The organism is Ketobacter sp. GenoA1 (assembly GCF_003671475.1).
Lineage (GTDB): Bacteria > Pseudomonadota > Gammaproteobacteria > Pseudomonadales > Ketobacteraceae > Ketobacter.
In genome coordinates this window covers 125,452-142,875 of sequence record NZ_RCHM01000023.1, presented here as the reverse complement: position 1 = coordinate 142,875, position 17,424 = coordinate 125,452, and the positions used below count along the sequence as shown (strand labels likewise).

At 54.9% G+C, this 17,424-nt stretch carries 16 protein-coding genes; 10 read left to right on the top strand and 6 right to left on the bottom strand.

The window, feature by feature from the left end:
- Positions 1-158: 158 nt before the first annotated feature.
- The gene (fusA, locus tag D9N13_RS09140; RefSeq protein WP_290588474.1) at positions 159-2,243 is read right to left on the bottom strand and encodes an elongation factor G; all 2,085 of its coding nucleotides are present in this window, start codon (positions 2,241-2,243) and stop codon (positions 159-161) included.
- Positions 2,244-2,603: 360 nt separating this feature from the next.
- Here fusA and D9N13_RS09135 point away from each other — a divergent pair, with 360 nt between their 5' ends.
- From D9N13_RS09135 to D9N13_RS09095, 9 genes are all read left to right on the top strand, one after another.
- A complete protein-coding gene (locus D9N13_RS09135; protein WP_290588472.1) occupies positions 2,604-2,999 on the top strand; it encodes a hypothetical protein in 396 nt (131 codons plus the stop codon).
- A 16-nt stretch (positions 3,000-3,015) separates the two neighbouring features.
- Entirely contained in the window at positions 3,016-3,819 is an 804-nt protein-coding gene (locus D9N13_RS09130; protein ID WP_290588470.1) for a DUF2189 domain-containing protein, read from the top strand.
- The gene (locus tag D9N13_RS09125) at positions 3,816-4,034 is read left to right on the top strand and encodes a DUF2788 domain-containing protein (protein WP_290588468.1); all 219 of its coding nucleotides are present in this window, start codon (positions 3,816-3,818) and stop codon (positions 4,032-4,034) included. The genes D9N13_RS09130 and D9N13_RS09125 overlap by 4 nt, the downstream gene beginning before the upstream one ends.
- A 13-nt stretch (positions 4,035-4,047) precedes the next feature.
- On the top strand, positions 4,048-4,557 hold the full coding sequence (locus D9N13_RS09120; protein WP_290588466.1) for a pilin: 510 nt from the start codon (positions 4,048-4,050) through the stop codon (positions 4,555-4,557).
- A gap of 13 nt (positions 4,558-4,570) precedes the next feature.
- Positions 4,571-5,536, top strand: coding sequence for a hypothetical protein (locus D9N13_RS09115; RefSeq protein WP_290588464.1), 966 nt, complete (start codon positions 4,571-4,573; stop codon positions 5,534-5,536).
- A gap of 11 nt (positions 5,537-5,547) precedes the next feature.
- Entirely contained in the window at positions 5,548-6,027 is a 480-nt protein-coding gene (locus D9N13_RS09110; protein WP_290588462.1) for a pilin, read from the top strand.
- A 102-nt stretch (positions 6,028-6,129) separates the two neighbouring features.
- Positions 6,130-6,897, top strand: coding sequence for an MBL fold metallo-hydrolase (locus D9N13_RS09105; RefSeq protein ID WP_290588460.1), 768 nt, complete (start codon positions 6,130-6,132; stop codon positions 6,895-6,897).
- A 27-nt stretch (positions 6,898-6,924) separates the two neighbouring features.
- The gene (locus tag D9N13_RS09100; protein WP_290588458.1) at positions 6,925-7,677 is read left to right on the top strand and encodes a class I SAM-dependent methyltransferase; all 753 of its coding nucleotides are present in this window, start codon (positions 6,925-6,927) and stop codon (positions 7,675-7,677) included.
- Positions 7,678-7,747: 70 nt separating this feature from the next.
- A complete protein-coding gene (locus tag D9N13_RS09095) occupies positions 7,748-9,355 on the top strand; it encodes a flagellin (RefSeq protein WP_290588456.1) in 1,608 nt (535 codons plus the stop codon).
- Between the two features lie 11 nt (positions 9,356-9,366).
- Here D9N13_RS09095 and D9N13_RS09090 read toward each other — a convergent pair whose 3' ends face one another.
- From D9N13_RS09090 to D9N13_RS09080, 3 genes are all read right to left on the bottom strand, one after another.
- A complete protein-coding gene (locus D9N13_RS09090) occupies positions 9,367-10,293 on the bottom strand; it encodes an alpha/beta fold hydrolase (protein ID WP_290588454.1) in 927 nt (308 codons plus the stop codon).
- A gap of 176 nt (positions 10,294-10,469) precedes the next feature.
- Complete coding sequence (gene asnS / locus D9N13_RS09085; RefSeq protein ID WP_290588452.1) at positions 10,470-11,870, bottom strand: asparagine--tRNA ligase; 1,401 nt, start codon at positions 11,868-11,870, stop codon at positions 10,470-10,472.
- A gap of 105 nt (positions 11,871-11,975) precedes the next feature.
- Entirely contained in the window at positions 11,976-12,284 is a 309-nt protein-coding gene (locus D9N13_RS09080) for a hypothetical protein (protein WP_290588450.1), read from the bottom strand.
- 194 nt (positions 12,285-12,478) lie between these two features.
- Between D9N13_RS09080 and D9N13_RS09075 the strand changes: the two genes are divergently transcribed.
- Entirely contained in the window at positions 12,479-14,860 is a 2,382-nt protein-coding gene (locus tag D9N13_RS09075) for a putative bifunctional diguanylate cyclase/phosphodiesterase (protein WP_290588448.1), read from the top strand.
- Between the two features lie 68 nt (positions 14,861-14,928).
- Here the strand turns inward: D9N13_RS09075 and grxD are convergent, their stop codons facing one another.
- Together grxD and D9N13_RS09065 are read right to left on the bottom strand one after the other, a co-directional pair.
- Positions 14,929-15,246 (bottom strand): Grx4 family monothiol glutaredoxin, encoded by a 318-nt coding sequence (gene grxD / locus D9N13_RS09070; RefSeq protein WP_290588446.1) that lies wholly within the window; start codon positions 15,244-15,246, stop codon positions 14,929-14,931.
- Between the two features lie 77 nt (positions 15,247-15,323).
- Positions 15,324-17,423: a molybdopterin oxidoreductase family protein gene (locus tag D9N13_RS09065; protein WP_290588444.1), complete on the bottom strand. Its 2,100-nt coding sequence runs from the start codon at positions 17,421-17,423 to the stop codon at positions 15,324-15,326.
- Position 17,424 lies beyond the last annotated feature (1 nt).

Genomic DNA, 17,424 nt, shown 5'->3' with positions numbered 1-17,424 from the left:
AATTTTTTATAGAAGAATACATTCACAAAACATTCACGCCGGAACGTTGAACCGTTTCGCGGCGCCGTTTCAGTATAACGACCTTGAGCGGGGAAAACACCAGACCACAAAAAAGCCCCGCGGTTGCGGGGCTTTTTTGTGGTGAAGATCACACTGGCTTATTTGGCGGCCTTCTTGGCTTTGGCCGCTGCAATCACTTCTTCTGCCACGTTGTGCGGACAAGGCGCGTAGTGTGAGAACTCCATGGAGAACTGGCCACGGCCAGAGGTCATGGTACGCAGCTGGCCAATGTAGCCGAACATTTCTGCCAGCGGAACGTCACCCTTGATGCGCACACCCATGGTACCTGCCTGTTGATCCTTGATCATGCCACGGCGACGGTTAAGGTCACCAATCACATCGCCCACGTGATCTTCCGGAGTGAACACGTCCACCTTCATAACAGGCTCCAGCAACTGCGGGCCGGCCTTCGGCATGGACTGGCGATAGGCACCTTTTGCCGCTAACTCAAAGGCGATGGCAGAGGAGTCAACCGCGTGGTAGCTACCATCATACAACTCGATGTCCACATCCAGCATGGGGAAGCCGGCCAGCGGGCCTTCTTGCATCATCAACTTGAAACCTTTTTCGATGGCCGGGAAGAATTCCTTGGGTACGTTACCGCCCACCACAGTGGAGGTAAAGGTAAGGCCGGTATTGGGCTCACCGGGCTTGATACGGTAATCGATCTTACCGAACTGACCGGAACCACCAGACTGCTTCTTATGGGTGTAGGAATCTTCAACCGGCTGGGTGATGGTTTCACGGTAGGCAACCTGAGGGGCCCCCACCACCAGTTCAACACCGTAGGTGCGCTTGAGGATATCCACCTTAACGTCCAGGTGCAGTTCACCCATTCCCTTAAGAATGGTTTCGCCGGTTTCCTGATCCGTTTCAACCTGGAACGACGGATCTTCCGCCACCATTTTACCAATTGCGATACCCATCTTCTCAGAGCCGCCTTTGTCCTTGGGCGATACCGCGATAGAGATAACCGGATCCGGGAACACCATGGCTTCCAGTGTGCAGGGGTGCTTTGGATCACACAGGGTATGACCGGTCTGCACGTTTTTCATACCCACGACGGCGATGATGTCACCGGCCTGGGCCTTGCTGATTTCGTTACGGTCGTTGGCGTGCATCTCAACCATGCGGCCCACTCGCTCGGTTTTACCGGTGAATGAATTGAGGATGGTGTCGCCTTTTTCAATTACCCCGGAGTAGACACGAATAAAGGTCAGGGCACCGAACCGATCATCCATGATTTTGAACGCCAGGGCGCGCAGAGGCTCTTTCGGATCAACTGTGGCCACTTCACCGGTTTCATTGCCTTCTTCGTCGGTCAGGGGCTGAGGCTCAACTTCAGTGGGGCTGGGCAGGTAATCCACCACGGCATCCAGAACCAATTGAATACCTTTGTTCTTGAAAGCGGAACCACAGAAGGTGGGGAAAAAATCCAGGTTAATGGTGCCTTTGCGGATGCAGCGCTTGATGTCTTCCAGGGAGGGCTCTTCCCCTTCCAGATAGGCTTCCATCAGGTCATCATCCTGCTCCACGGCGGTTTCGATCATCTTCTCGCGGTATTCCGCCACCAGATCAACCATGTCTTCCGGGATGTCTTTCACTTCGTAATTTTCAGGCAGGCCGGAATCATCCCAAACGAATGCTTTCTGGTTCAATACGTCAACCACACCCACAAACTCGTCTTCACGGCCGATAGGCAGCGTCATCACCAATGGGTGAGCACCCAGTACGTCTTCCACCTGCTTCACCACCCGCAGGAAATCCGCACCCATCCGGTCAAGCTTATTCACAAATATAATACGAGCCACTTCAGACTCGTTGGCATAACGCCAGTTGGTTTCAGACTGGGGCTCTACCCCGCCGGAACCACAGAATACACCAACCCCGCCGTCCAGAACTTTCAGTGAACGGTATACTTCGATGGTGAAGTCAACGTGTCCTGGGGTATCGATGATATTGAAGCGGTGGTCTTTCCAGAAACAGGTGGTGGCCGCCGATTGGATGGTAATACCGCGTTCCTGTTCCTGCTCCATAAAGTCGGTGGTGGCCGCACCGTCATGCACTTCACCGGTCTTGTGGATCTTACCGGTCAGCTTCAAGATTCGCTCAGTTGTGGTGGTCTTACCGGCGTCAACGTGAGCGAAGATACCTATATTTCGATATTGTGCTAAATCAGTCATCTTGCTTCTCTATGGTTTGGACAGGAAATGGTGCGCAATATACCGGAGAACGGGCCTGTATTCGAATAAAAATTGATGAAAATCCTCCCTTTTACGGGATTGAACGCAATAAACGTCCCACACGGCTGGTTTTTTAGATTGGCTTACGCCCATTTGCGGTGTCTGTTGTAATATCTACCTAATCAAACTAGCTAAAATGCCACCTGCTTGATCAAATTTCAGACGCACACTCCAGTTTTGTCAACATTCCGGCTACTGATCCCGCCCCATTGAACCGCAACAAAACGCACAACGGTAAAGCAAACCGAGAAAATGTGTTTCAATAGGGCATCCGCGCAACAACAATTTCAAGAGGGCTCCATGATTACCTATTTTTACTGGTTTATTGTCATTGCCATCGCCATCGGCGTGCTGGTTTTTTTCGCCAAGATGGAGCACTGGAAACCAGCGCTTATAGGTTGTGCAGCGGTACTTCTGGTGGGATCACTGGCCTATTACTTTCACTTCCAGCAGGTGTTCGTAAAACGCTATGGTGGCGTCATGACCATCCACGTACCTGAGGGCCAATTACACATTGCCGCCACCTGGAAGGACGATAATCTGTGGGTGGAAAACTATGATCCACTGACCAACACCTGCCATTTCAACGAGTACTCCAAAGGCAATCTGCTGCAGGGGAAAGTCACCATCAAGGATTGCTTCCCTATTGCGGCCCAGCAATACGGCGGCATCAGCTCCGATTCCGCTGGCAACTGATGGCAGGGGTTGAGCAATGACCCGTCACCACACGCCCCAGGTAGAAATACAGACCCTGCCGCTGGACGCACCCTGGCGCTGGCTGCAGAAAGGCTGGCAGGATTTCAAGCAAGCCCCCCTCATCGGCCTGCTGCACGGCTTGGGTGTATCCCTGTTCGGTTTTCTGCTGCTGGTGATCGCCTTCGATGAGTTCTGGCTGCTGGCCGGCGCCTTTACCGGATTCCTCGCCGTTGCGCCCGTGGTGGCGGTTGGTTTGTACGCTGTCAGCCGGGCCCTGGAAAACCAACAACCGGTCAGCCTGGGGCTGGTGTTTCGCACCTGGTGGAGCTGGCGCGGCACCCCTCATCATGACTGGCGGCTGCTACGCTTTGGCTTGCTGCTGTGTTTGTCCGGTACCGGCTGGGTGCTGACCTCGGCGGCGTTCATCACCTTGTTTTCACCCCACCCGGTGGAGCAGCCCCTGGATTTTTTGCGCTACGTTGTACTGGCCGGCGACAACCATGTGTTTGAATTCTGGTGGATGCTGGGAGTGGCGTTGGCGGCCCCCGTATTCGCATCCACCGTGGTTACCCTGCCCCTCTTGCTGGACCGTAAAATCCCCATCCTGGAGGCGGTGCTGGTGAGTTGGAAGGTGGTGATGCAGAACCCCCTGCCCATGGCCCTGTGGGCCATCCTGATCATGTTCAGCTCCCTGCTGGGCCTGCTGGGGCTGGCCGGCAGCGTGATCGTGGTGCCTGTACTGGGGCACGCCAGCTGGCATGCCTATCGCGATTCCGTGCGGGCCGACGCGCTACCACTGCGCACCCAGGGTCTGCCGTGAATACGTTTCTGAGTTACACCGAGCAGGAGATAGCCTCCTTTGGGCTCAGCGTCGGGCTGGCCGCGTTCATGTTGTATATGGTGTTTATCGTTGCGCAACTGGCACGGGAATCCAAAGCCGGGCGCTTCGGCACCTTTATTCTGTTTTTGGTGTTGACCCTGGGAATGCTCGGCTTTGTGGCAAAACTCTTTATCCAGTGGCTACTGGACATCTGAAAATGAGTGGCTGATGAAAGTACAGGAAGGATCCCACCGGTTGCTGCACGATTTTGAATTTCGCGAGATGTTCAACATCGTTGCCACCGCCGGGCTGATCATTGTGTTGGCGTCCATTATCCTGGCTCAGGCCAGCCAGCTTTTCAATAAAGCCAAGCTGGCTGAATTCTATTTTTTCCTGACCGGTTTCAAATCCTTCGTACACGAACACTACGCCTACCACGGCACTTTACCGGACCAGCCCCTCACGGATCGCTATATTAACAGGATTGCAAACACCGACGAATTCCAGAATCTGAATATGACAGATCATGGCTTTGATGGCACCGCCTTCTGGTTCACCTTCACCAGCCCAACGACAACGGGCATTAACGGCACCCTTAGCATCACTCCTTACGCAATGCCCAGCGGCGGCAGCGTGGTATGGCTATGCGGCTACGCCAGCCACCCGCGGGTTAAACTCGGGGCCCTCCCCAACAACACGATAAAAAAAGAGCTGTTAACCACTCTTTGCAAGCAATAAGGATGCGCCACCCATGTTGAAACAACCTATCCAACAGGCACTGGAATTCGTTGGCAGACAGCTTGCGTTTCTGGCAACGCGCCCCGACTTTCGGTTGCAGTCCGCACTGGATCGCATTGCTGCAAACGGAGACGATTCGATCCGCACCGCGGTCAACGCCATCAAAACCAACCAGGGAGCATTGACAAACAGCGGCTACGGCTCGCTGTTCAAGATCATCGCCGCGGTCAAATCCCATGGTGCCACCGGTGATATCATTGTCACCTACAATGAATACCGACATCAGATCGATCAGGAAATCAATGCCCACCTGCTGAGCTTACGCAGTTCCTTCACGTATTTTGCGGCATTACTGCTGATTGCCTTCGTCGTCTTCGCCATCTTTAAAACCAGCGTAGCGGGAAACCTATACGCTGTTTTTCTTGAGTTTGAACACGAACTGCCCCAGCTCACAGCCTTTATGCTTGGACCAGGCGCGCTGTGGGGGCTCGGTGCGCTGACAATGACGGGCATCGCATTGGGCAGCCTGAGCCTGGCGCTGTACCGGCTTTATGTGGACCTCTCCGGCTTTCGTTACTGCAACGTCTCCCCCGCCTGGCTTTGGGGAGGCCGCCGTATCCTGTCCATCACCAATACCTACATCCTGCTGGCGTACATCGATCTACTGATGCGGGGAGGCATGTCGGCAGACGAGGCTGCAACCCACGCCTACAGGTTGGCCGGTTGCCGTCAGCCTGAGGCCGGCGCCGGGGGCATGCCCGCGGCAACGGACAGGCTGCTGTCGTATGCTAAAAAAAATGACACCTTCAGCGCTGAACTTGCTTACCATTTACATCAGGCACCCACCCAATTGATCACCGCGTTAACAGAATTCAGAACCTCGTTTACCGTCTTCCTGCAGGCCTTTCTGTTTGTGTTGATCGGCGGGCTTATCATCGCGTACTACCTGCCCATCTTCGCATTGGGCGCCATGGTTTAGGAGAACCAACAATGCATAATCAATCAGGGTTTACATTAATCGAGTTGATGATCGTTGTGGCCATCATCGGTATTCTGGCATCGGTTTCACTACCGGCGTACCAGGTATACGTGTCACGGGCCAAAGTAGCGGAAGCACTGGCTTTGGTGGGAGAGCTGAAACCCAATGTTATCGAGTATTATCGCAGCAAAGGCCGTTTTCCCAAGGACAACCAGCAGGCGGGTGTACCGCCGTCGCAGTATATTATTGGTCACTACGTTACAAGCGTTGCAGTGGACAGCGGTGCGATCCACATCACCATGGGAAACAAAGTCAACGCCGGCATGCAGGACAAAGTGTTGACTCTGCGCCCCTTGATCGTCACCAACAGCCCCGCCAGCCCGGTATCGTGGATTTGCGGCCATGATGAAATTCCCCCCGGGATGCAGGCCGTAGGTGACAACCGCACCTCACTGTCCACAGAGTTTCTACCAGCGGCCTGCCGCAGTTGATCATGATCTATTCAAGGCAGCCACCGGGATATTGACCCATATCACGGGTGGGGGATTTTACCCCCGTAGAATAGCGCTATCTGTATCCATAGGTAGCCTGACATGAGCCAGAAAGTTCAAACCTTATTCAATGACGATGAGCATCGCGTCCTGTTTTTCACCGATCTGGTGGCCGGTGAGGCCATTCCCAGCAACCAGATGGTCATTGTCGATCACGGTGAAGCGGCGCTGTTTGACCCCGGTGGCGAGCTCACTTTTACCCCACTGTCCATAGAGCTGGCCAAACACCTGAACGTCAAATCCGACTTGCGCTACGTGTTTGCCTCACATCAGGACCCAGATATCATTACCTCCCTGCCCCGCTGGCTGATGCATTCAGAGTGCAAAGTCGTGACCTCACGGCTGTGGGCCAGATTCCTGCCCCACCTTGTTTCCGATTTTGTGTCCGGCAAAATGAATAAATCACTAATGGATCGGATGGTGGAAATACCGGACGAAGGCGGAAAAATTCGCCTGGGGAAATCGGCCATCGTGGCCGTACCCGCGCACTTTCTGCATTCCGTGGGCAACTTCCATTTTTACGATCCGGTGAGCAAAATACTGTTCTCCGGTGATGTGGGTGCCGCCATGACCCCGGGGCAGGATCACGAACCGGTGGCTGACATGGATGATCATATTCCCCTGATGGAAGGCTTCCATAAACGCTATATGGCCTGCAACAAGGCCTGTAGAATCTGGGTCAATCACGTCCGCACACTGGATATTGAAATGATCGTGCCCCAGCACGGCAAGGCCTTTATCGGCAAAGACAAAGTCGCCGCCTTTCTGGCCTGGTTCGAGCAACTGGAATGCGGAGTGGACTTGATGTAACAACCCACACTGAGGATGAAGCAAGGCATGGCAGAGTTCAAAGATTACTTTTCCACCGCAGCCGACGGCTACAAACGCTTTCGACCACAATACCCCACCGAACTCTACGCCTGTCTTGCCCGGCTCACCCCCACCAATGAGCTGGCTTTTGACATAGGCTGTGGCAATGGCCAGGCATCGCGGACGCTGGCCACACACTTCTCCCAGGTGCACGCCAGCGATGCCAGCGCAGCCCAGATTCGCGAGGCTGAGCCCTGTGCCAATGTCACCTACCACGTGTCGCCGGCCGAGCAGATCCAGGCTGACGACGGCACCGTTGATCTGGTGACCGTTGCCCAGGCCATTCACTGGTTTCGCCACGACGCGTTCTTTGCCGAGGTGGAGCGGGTACTGAAACCCGGCGGCATACTGGCCGCCTGGGGCTACCAACTACTGTACACCGGTACCGAGCTGGACAGTGTTATCGAACATTTTCACAGTCAGGTGGTAGGACCCTACTGGCCCCCGGAGCGAGCCCTGCTGGATAATGGCTACACCCGCATCCACTTCCCCTATCCCCGTGTGCCGACGCAAGAGTTCTTCATGCAGGCCACCTGGCAATTCAGTCATCTGATCGGCTACCTGAACACCTGGTCAGCGGTTAAACAATATCAGAAAGCACAGGGTCAGAACCCCATCGAAATTCACTGGGAAACCCTGGCAAAAGCCTGGGGTGACACCGACCAAGCCCGTGACATCCACTGGCCTTTAATCCTGTACGTTGGAAAGAAATCGTTATAAACAGCCTAATTTGATTAATATTCATCCAGTTGTGGCAGGCGTATAGTTTAGGGTTGAGGAGGACTATGTCATGCCGCAGAACATTAACACCAACCTGACATCACTGGTGGGTCTGCGCCAACTGAGCCAGACTCAAACCAATCTCAACCGGATTCTGGAACAAGTGGCGGCGGGCAATCGCATCAACAGTGCCCGAGACGATGCTGCCGGCTTAGCCATTGCCAATCGCTTCAGTGCCCAGATCAACGGCCTCAATACCGCCAGCCGCAACGCCAACGACGGCATCTCTCTGGCACAGACAACCGAAAGCGCCCTGGAAGAAACCACCACCGCCCTGCAGCGTATTCGCGATCTGTCACTGCAGGCGGCAAACGGCAGCCTCTCCTCTTCCGACCGCAGCTCTATTCAAAAAGAAATCGATCAACTCACCAGCGAGGTGGATCGCATTGCAGAAACCACCACCTTCAACGGCCGCAAGGTGTTGGATGGTTCGCTGACCGATCAACAGTATCAGGTGGGGGCCAATGCCGGTGAGGTGGTTACCCTGCGGGGTTTTGATGCGCGCAGTGCCAGCCTCGGCGGTTTACCCGGTACAGTTCAGTCCACCGGCAGCCGCACTCAGCTGGGCAGTAACGATCTTGGCAGTCAGGGCCTGCAGGCAGGCGATGCCGACACCGCCCCCATCAACGAATTGACCATCCAGGTGGGCAATGAAGCGGCGGTCAACATTGCCGGTAACGGGAATGGCGGTAGCCTCAACACCATCGCCGACACCGGCAGTCTCACCGATCCCACCAGCCTCAACTATGGTGCCGGCCTGGCCAAGTCCATTGCCGAGCGCATCAATACCCTGCGCGATACCGAAGGCAGTGGGCTGGCCTCCGTCTATGCCACCGCCAGCACCGGGTTCAATGCCGGCACTCTGCAATCCGATGACATCAGCGGCACAGTGAACAACAATACGGCCACCAACGTCGCATCCGGTGCCATCAGCAACGGCGACCTGAGCATTAACGGTGTGGCGATTGGCCCCGCCCGGTTTGAGGAAAACGATGCCGGCGGCAGTCTTGCCGCGGCCATCAATGCCAAGAGCGACCAAACCGGTGTCACCGCCTCCACCAACAATCAGGGTGAGCTGGAACTGCGGGCCGGTGACGGCCGCGACATTGTTGTCAGCACCGCCTCCTCCGCGGTCAGTAACCGTTTGTTCGCCGGTGCCGAAAACCGCTTCAGTGACGCCTTCCAGGACTTAAGAATCACCGGTGAGGTTACTGTCAGTGCCGATGCCACATTGACCTTTGGTGGGGCGGACCAGGCAGTGGCAGGGTTGAATGCACTGCAGGAAGATAACGTCCAGGCCACCGGCACCCTCGCCAACATTAGCGCCGCTAGCGCAGAGCTGGCACAGGCGTCGGTCAATACCGTGGACTCTGCCCTGAACCGGATCGACAGTTATCGGGCCTCACTGGGTGCGATTCAGAATCGTTTTGAGTCCAGCATTCGTAATCTGTCAGCGGTCTCGGAATCCCAGACCGCAGCCCGCTCGCGTATTGCCGATACCGACTTTGCCGCCCAGATCAGTGAATTGTCCAAGGAACAGATAAAACGCCAGGCAGGACTTGCTTTGCAGGCGCAGGCCAATGCGTTATCCCAACAGATTCTGTCGCTGCTGGCCTGAGCAACACAGGATTAATCCAGCAGAACACCGTATTGACCTGTGTCCTCCGGTGGTTCAGGGCGCAGCAGTTTATCGACCCTTTCCAGAAAACGGCGGTGTTCGAAGATCACCTCATCCGGTTTTTCCAGATGGATGACGTGACCGCAATCCTGCAATTCAACAAACTCCAGATCAGGCACGTTCATACGCCAGAAGGTCTCATCAAACACCGGGCAGATGTTGTCCTGATCACCATTGATCACCAAACAGGGCATTCGCAGCTGGCGCATTTGTGCCATCAGCAATGGGCTGGACTGGGCAAATTCATCCACTGCCTGCAATACTCTGCCACGAAAGCGGTTAACCTCCCGCAGGTTGTAGCGCAATACGATATTGGGAATGTTGGGAGGATTGGCAAAGGCACGGCGATAGTAATCCGCTAACGGTTTCACATCGGAGCCGGTCATCATCGCATTGATTTCATTCACCAACCCCTGCAGGGTTTCGCCCCGGTTACTGAACACATCGGGGAATGCCATCAAGGTCAGGGAGCTGACCATGCCCGGCCGGGTGGCTGCAAAATAGGAACCCAGGGCGCAGCCCATGGAATGACAGACCAGATGCACCCGATCACTGCGCAAACGATCCACCACGCTTTCCAGCCAGATGCTGAGCTGACGCAGAGAATGTTTCTTCTGCGCGAACGCCTGGTGCAGACACAGGCCCGGAATATCCAGTGCCACAACACGATAGTCCTGGGTATAGGTTTGCATCAGGCTGCGCCACTGGGTTTTAGACCCCAGAATTCCGTGCAGGAAAATGATGGTGTCGCCGTCACCGCCTTCCAGGTACTTGAACTCTTCCCCTTCGATTTCCACACAAAGCGAACGCAGTCCGCCGAGGTAACCGCGGACATAGCGGGACAAATTTCTCAATTCATTGGATTCAAACAAACTCAAACCGGTCAACCACCTTGGTACTAGCGCGAAAACGGGGTTAGGACTCGGCAGGCATACTGACACACAACAAGCGCAATCTCCGTTTACTTTTTGTGTGTCATAAGGGCGTTTATGTGACGGCAATACTCAAGTTTCAAAACTAAACTTCTTAGCCTGTGATAGCAGGTAACCGCGTGTTAAAACGGAGCGCTGCCCGGTACCCGCGGGAAAGGAACGGCATCACGAATATTCTCCATCCCGGTGATGTAATTCAGCAAACGCTCAAACCCCAAACCAAAACCAGCATGAGGGATGGTGCCGTAACGGCGCAGATCCCGGTACCACCACAGGTTTTCCGTCAAGCCCAGGGCCGCCATTTTTCGATCCAGCACCTCGAGCCGCTCCTCGCGCTGACTGCCGCCGATGATCTCACCGATCCCCGGCGCCAGCACATCCATGGCGGCACAGGTCTGACCATCGTCGTTTTCCCGCATGTAGAACGCTTTGATGGCTTGCGGATAGTTCATCAGGATCACCGGGCGCCCCACATACTCCTCCGCCAGATAGCGCTCATGCTCGGATTGCAGATCCAGGCCCCACTGCACCGGGTACTCAAAGGTCTTGCCGCTTTTTTCAAGGATCTGAATGGCTTCGGAATACTCCATGCGCACGAATTCCGAGGCGATGACATTTTCCAGCCGGCTGATGGCCTGTTGATTGATGTGCTTGGCAAAGAAACTCATATCGTCTTCGCGCTCATCCAGAACCGCCTTGAATACAAACTGCAGAAATTCTTCCGCCATATCGGCATTGGTGTGCAGGTCGGCAAAGGCCAGTTCCGGTTCCACCATCCAGAATTCCGCCAGATGACGGCTGGTATGGGAGTTTTCGGCACGGAAGGTCGGGCCAAAGGTGTATACCCGTGACAGGGCTGTGCAATAGGCTTCACCATTCAACTGCCCCGATACGGTGAGGTAGGCCTCGTCGGCAAAGAAATCCTGGCTGAAATCCACTGCCCCCTGGTCGGTTTTGGGTGTGTTCAGCAGATCCAGCGTACTGACCCGGAACATCTCGCCGGCCCCCTCACAATCGCTGGCGGTAATGATCGGTGTGTTTACCCAATAAAAGTTTCGCTGGTGGAAATAGCGGTGGATGGCCTGGGACGCGCTGTTGCGAATGCGCGCGATGGCGCCAAAGGTATTGGTGCGGGGCCGCAGGTGCGCCACGCTACGCAGATACTCAAAGGTATGGCGCTTTTTCGCGACCGGATAGGTCTCCGGATCATCCACCCACCCCATGACCGTAACCTGGGTGGCCTTGATTTCGATGGATTGTTCCTTGCCCTGGGAGGCCACCACCTCACCACTGACCGCAATACTGCAGCCCGCTCCCAGTTTCAGAATGTCGTCTTCGTAATTGGCAAGCGAGTTGTCCGCTACGACCTGGATACCGTCGAAACAGGAGCCATCGTGCAGATTAATGAATGAAAACCCCGCCTTGGAATCACGGCGGGTGCGCACCCATCCTTTGAGGGTAATATGTTGTCCCAGGTCAACCTTACCTGCCAGACATTCCACTACCTGAACCGGCCAATGCATAAAATTCCTTACTAAACCATGGAGTTATTGTTGTAACAAGACTCCATCAGCAAGCGGAATTCGTCAAGCCCCGGCCGCCATTTAAATCCACTGAGCGGGTCCGGCTCAATGCAGGGAGCGGGTCACTGCGCTGGCTGCATTGGATAAATGCGTGAAGTTCAAGCGCACCTGATACATATCCAGCACACTTTGCACCAACTCACAGGAACCACAGGTAGCGGAGAAAGACGCCATGCGCCCGGACTCAATGCGGGTAACGTCCTCCAACATAAAGGACAGTTCTTTTTCAGCCTCTACTGCTATGTCCGATAGCATTAACAAGCCTTGATCATCCACGGACATAACATGTCCGATAACATGAGTACCGTTTTCATCAAACACGCGCACATCATGTAGAAAGCGGGAAGTCGGCATTAGGGTACACCTCCTGACTGTGACGCGTTTCACATTATCAAAATTGAACTAAAATACAAAAAACTGTTTGGGAATAAGCAATTAGCGGAAAAGCATGGAAATTTCTATAGACATTGCCCTTTGCTGACCCCCTCCACCTAATTGGGCTCACTATACTGTTGGTAGTTGCCCGTATCATTGCAGTTGCAGGTTATATGAAGCTTCAAACCAAGTTCCTCGCCATTCTGTTTCCGTTGGTGGTAGTGCCCCTGCTGCTGAACTCCTATATCACCCGTCACTATTTTGCGGGTATGGTGGACGACAGTATTGCCCGCCAGAACCAGATACTCAGCGATCAGATGCAGTGGAACGTCGCCTCCGCCCGCACCACCAGCGCTGACCTGCTGGCGGAAATTCTCAACTATCCGCCATTGGTTGCAGCATTTCAGCACGCCGCCACGGAGCCGGCGACCATACAAGCCGAATTGCAACGTTTCCAGCGCCGCCAACCCCGGCTTCAGTTTGCCGAGATACTGAATGCCAACGGTCAATCCATCGCCCGCGCCCACCCTGATACAGAATGGGTAGAGCCTCCAGCCAACACCAGCGACGGCTTTACTTTCTTTCACAATAAGCAAAAGCTGTATCTGCTGCTGCAGCAACCGGCGGTTGCGAACATAGCAGCCGGGTTCACCATTAAAACCGTAATCCGCCTGCAGCAAATGGAAAACTTTATTCAGAAAGCCCGCCGCACGTCGAATGTACTGCTGGTGCTGATGGAACAGGGTTCGGCATTAACCGAGGATCTGTCCATACATCAGTTGCTGGAAACAGAAGATCTGCAGAACACCGCAAGCCTGTTCTGGAACAGTAATCACTACCTGGTGAACAGTACCCCCATCGGAGACTCACTGAGTATGGTCAGTCTCACCCCCACTGTGGAAATCGATGCCAGCGGAGATACGCTGAACAACATGCTCAGTTATGTCGCCATCGCCGCCGGCCTGCTCAGTTTGCTGGTATTGCACCGCAGCGTGGCAAACCTGGTTACCGACCCATTGCAGCGCCTTCGGGTGTTGACGCAAAACATCACCAACGGCAACTTCAATCCGGTCAAACCACTGCGGCGGGATGACGAGCTGGGAGCGCTTTCCCAGTCGCTGGAGACCATGCGCCAGCATTTGCAGGATACCTCACAACACATTGAAGAACTGGCTTACTTTGATTCACTGACCGGGTTACCCAACAAGGTAAGCTTCATCGATACCATTCAGCAATTGATTGAAAAATCCCAGGTGTCCGGACACCAGGCGGCCATTCTGTTTTTTGATCTGGATAATTTCAAACACATCAATGATGGCCTGGGCCACGAAGTGGGTGACGAGTTGCTCATGCAGGTCAGTTCTCGTTTAAAGGAATGCATCCGCAGCCACGATGTGCTGGCGCCCAGCAATCGCCTGGCTTTGCATGATGCCGAATCGGTCATTGCCCGCCTCGGCGGCGATGAATTCACCCTGGTGCTGTCGAAAATCAATTCGCCGGAAGAAGCTGCAAAAGTGGCGTCGCGGATTCTACAAAATCTGTCCAAACCCTTTGTGCTGCACGGCAACGATGTATTCATCAGTGCCAGCATCGGAATCTCCATGTATCCCAAAGACGGGCGCACTCCGGAAGCGCTGCTGAAAAATGCGGACACTGCCATGTACGCAGCCAAAGCCAGCGGCAAAAGCCATTCCCGCTTTTACGATTCGAAAATGAACAAACCGGTGCTGGAGCGCATCGAGCTGGAAGCGTCCATGCGCACCGCCCTTGCCAACAACGAATTCATTCTGTACTACCAGCCTAAAGTCCCCCTGTTCGGCGAGACCCGCTTTGAATTTGAAACCCTGATGCGCTGGGTGCACCCAGAGAAGGGTATGATCAGCCCCGGACTGTTTATCCCCCTGGCAGAGGATTCCGGCTATATCCAGACCCTGGGGGACTGGGCCATCGAACAAACCTGTCGCCAGATCGAATTCTGGAATCGAAAAGGCTACAAGAACGTGACGGTTTCCACCAACCTGTCCCCGGTACAGTTGAACTACGGCAACCCGTTACACACCATCAAGCAGGCCCTGGGCAATTTCGATATCCGCCCCGAACAGCTGGAAATTGAAATTACCGAATCCGGCCTGATGCAGAATGAAAAGCATGCGGTGGCACTCCTGAACGAAATCAAATCATTGGGGGTACGCATTGCGCTGGATGACTTTGGCACCGGCTATTCCTCCCTGGCCTATTTGCTCAAGTTCCCCATCGACACCCTCAAAATTGACCGCACGTTTATTCGCGATATCGATTCCAACCCGGAATCACTGAAGGTGCTGGAATCCATTATCGGCCTGGCAAAAAGCCTGCAATTACACGTGGTGGCCGAAGGGGTCGAAACCAAGGAACAACTTGAGCTCTTGCAGCAACGGGAGTGTGACTATATTCAGGGCTTCTATTTTGCCAAGCCCACGGAACCACAGCAGGCCATGAGTTTCTTTGAAGGCCACTTCTGCAGCGTGGACAACCAGCGGATAAAAAAATTGGGGAAAGTGGGTATGGGCCTGTAAACCAGCACCGGCACCCTCACAAAAAAAAGCGCCAAGATGGCGCTTTTTTTCGGCTGTGTTGAAATGCGTTATTCCGGCGAGGCTTCTTCCACCAGGGTTTTCAGTTCACCCTCCTGCGCCATTTCCAGAATAATATCACTGCCACCCACCAGTTCACCTTTAACCCACAATTGAGGGAAAGTGGGCCAGTTCGCGTACTTGGGTAACTCAGAGCGGATATCCGGGTGTTCCAGAATGTTTACATAGGCAAAAGGTTTGCCCACCGACATCAACGCCTCAACCGCCCGGGCCGAGAAACCACACTGAGGGAACTGGGGAGTCCCCTTCATGTACAACAAAACCGAGTTGGTACCAATCTGATCTTTAATGACGTCAAGCGTTTCCATAATCCACCTACTAATCTGAGATTTGACCTATTGTAGCAAAGCCCGGCGCGACTAACACCACATTCACCGTGTGGCAATCAGGCCGCACTGATGGCCACCGGTACCCCGTTCAATGCGGCATTACCGGACAACTCATCCAAAAACTGATCATCGGTAAGGTCATTGACGCTCACCCCGGCGTGAGCCTGGGCAATCTGCGCCTGCACGCCATTGCGGCCATGGCCCCAGCCATGGGGCAGGCTCACCACACCGGGCATCACTTCATCGGTGGCCTCCAGTTCCGCCACCACCCGGCCAACCCGGGAACTCACTGCCACCGACTGCCCGCTCTGCAGGCCAAGCCGGCTGACGTCATCCGGGTGCATCATGAGCTGGCAACGCCCCTTGCCTTTCACCAGGCGCTGATAATTATGCATCCAGCTGTTATTGCTGCGCACATGACGGCGTCCAATCAAGCGGAACGGATGATCCTCTTGCTGATCACTGTGCGCCAGCAACCGCTGCAAATCCTCCAGCACCGGAGCAGGGGCACAGCGAATCATTTTATCAGCATGCACCAGACGTTCGGGGAACTGGCTTTCATGGGGCCCCATGTCCACCCCATGGGGATTATCCTTCAACATCTGCAGGTTCAATTGGTCTTTGTAAGGGCCGCTTTGCAGCCCCATATTCAGTACCATCTCCGGTGGATAGGCAGGCATCGGCTCCATGCCCTTGAGCCGGCTCACCCGCTCACCCAGTGCCGCCAGGATTTCCCAGTCGTGCAGGGCGCCGGCTGGCTTATCGAACACCGGCTGGCTGTATTTGGCCACATTGCGAACCGCAAAGGCAGACAACGCCAGATCATAATGATCATGTTCCAGGGGGCTGGTGGGCGGCAGTATCACATCGGCAAAGCGGGTGGTTTCATTGATGTAGAAATCCAGCGACACCATGAAGTCGAGCCCTTCCAACGCTCCCTCCAGCTGCTCACCATTGGGGGTAGACAGTACCGGATTGCCGGCCCCGGTCACCAGTGCCCGGATCTGCCCTTCCCCAGGGGTGAGGATCTCTTCCGCCAGGGCACTGCTTGGCAGTTCACCACCGAATTCCGGCAAGCCTCTTACCCGGGTTTGCCAGGCATTAAAATGCCCGGGTTTGTTCATGGGCCCCCACACCATATCCACGGCCGGCAAACTGAAGGTATAGCCGCCGGGCACATCCAGATGGCCGGTAATGATATTCAACAGCTGAATTCCCCATTGGCAGATGGCTCCAAACTGCTGCACCGAGATTCCCATGCGGCCATAAATGGCAGCCCGCTCCGTATGGGCCAGATCATAAGCCAACTGGCGAATGGTATCCGCCGCAATCCCGGTTTTTTCCGCCGCCATCTCCGGGGTAAATTCAGCAACCGCCTGCTCTGCCTTATCCAGATCGGCAAGATGGCCGCTAAGGTGACCGGTCTTGACCCAGCCGTTGGCAAAAATCTCCCGGGCCATGGCCAGCAACAAAAAGGCATCGGTGCCGGGGCGCACAAATTCATGCTGATCGGCGATGACTGCAGTCTCGCTGCGGCGGGGGTCAATCACCACCAGCTTGCCACCACGCTTTTGCAGGGCTTTGGCCCGCAACCGAAAACCCGGCACACTCCACAGGCTGCCGTTTGATGCCATCGGATTACCACCCACTATGATCAGATACTCGGTGCGGTCGATATCCGGCACCGGCACCTGTACCTGATGACCGAACATCCAATAGCACATCAATTGGTGAGGCAACTGATCCACGGACGTGGCGGAAAACCGGCTCTTGGTTTTAAGGGGTTTAAAGAAATTGGCACCGTGGGTCAGCATGCCCCAGTTGTGCACTGATGGATTCCCCAGATACACCCCCACTGCGTTGTTGCCATGGGCCGACTGCACTTCCAGCAGCCGTTTCGCCACTAGGTCAAAGGCTGCCTCCCACTCGATGGGTTGCCATTGCTGCCCCACCCGCTGCATGGGCTGCCGGATGCGGTCCGGGTCTTCGTGTATATCGGCAATGGCCGTGGATTTCGGGCACACATAGCCCTGGCTGAAGGGATCAGCCCCATCCCCTTTGATGGACACCACCTGATCCTGCTCTGTCGTGATCTCAAGGCCACACATGGCCTCACACAAATGGCATACCCGATAGTGAATCTGTTGCTCCGACATT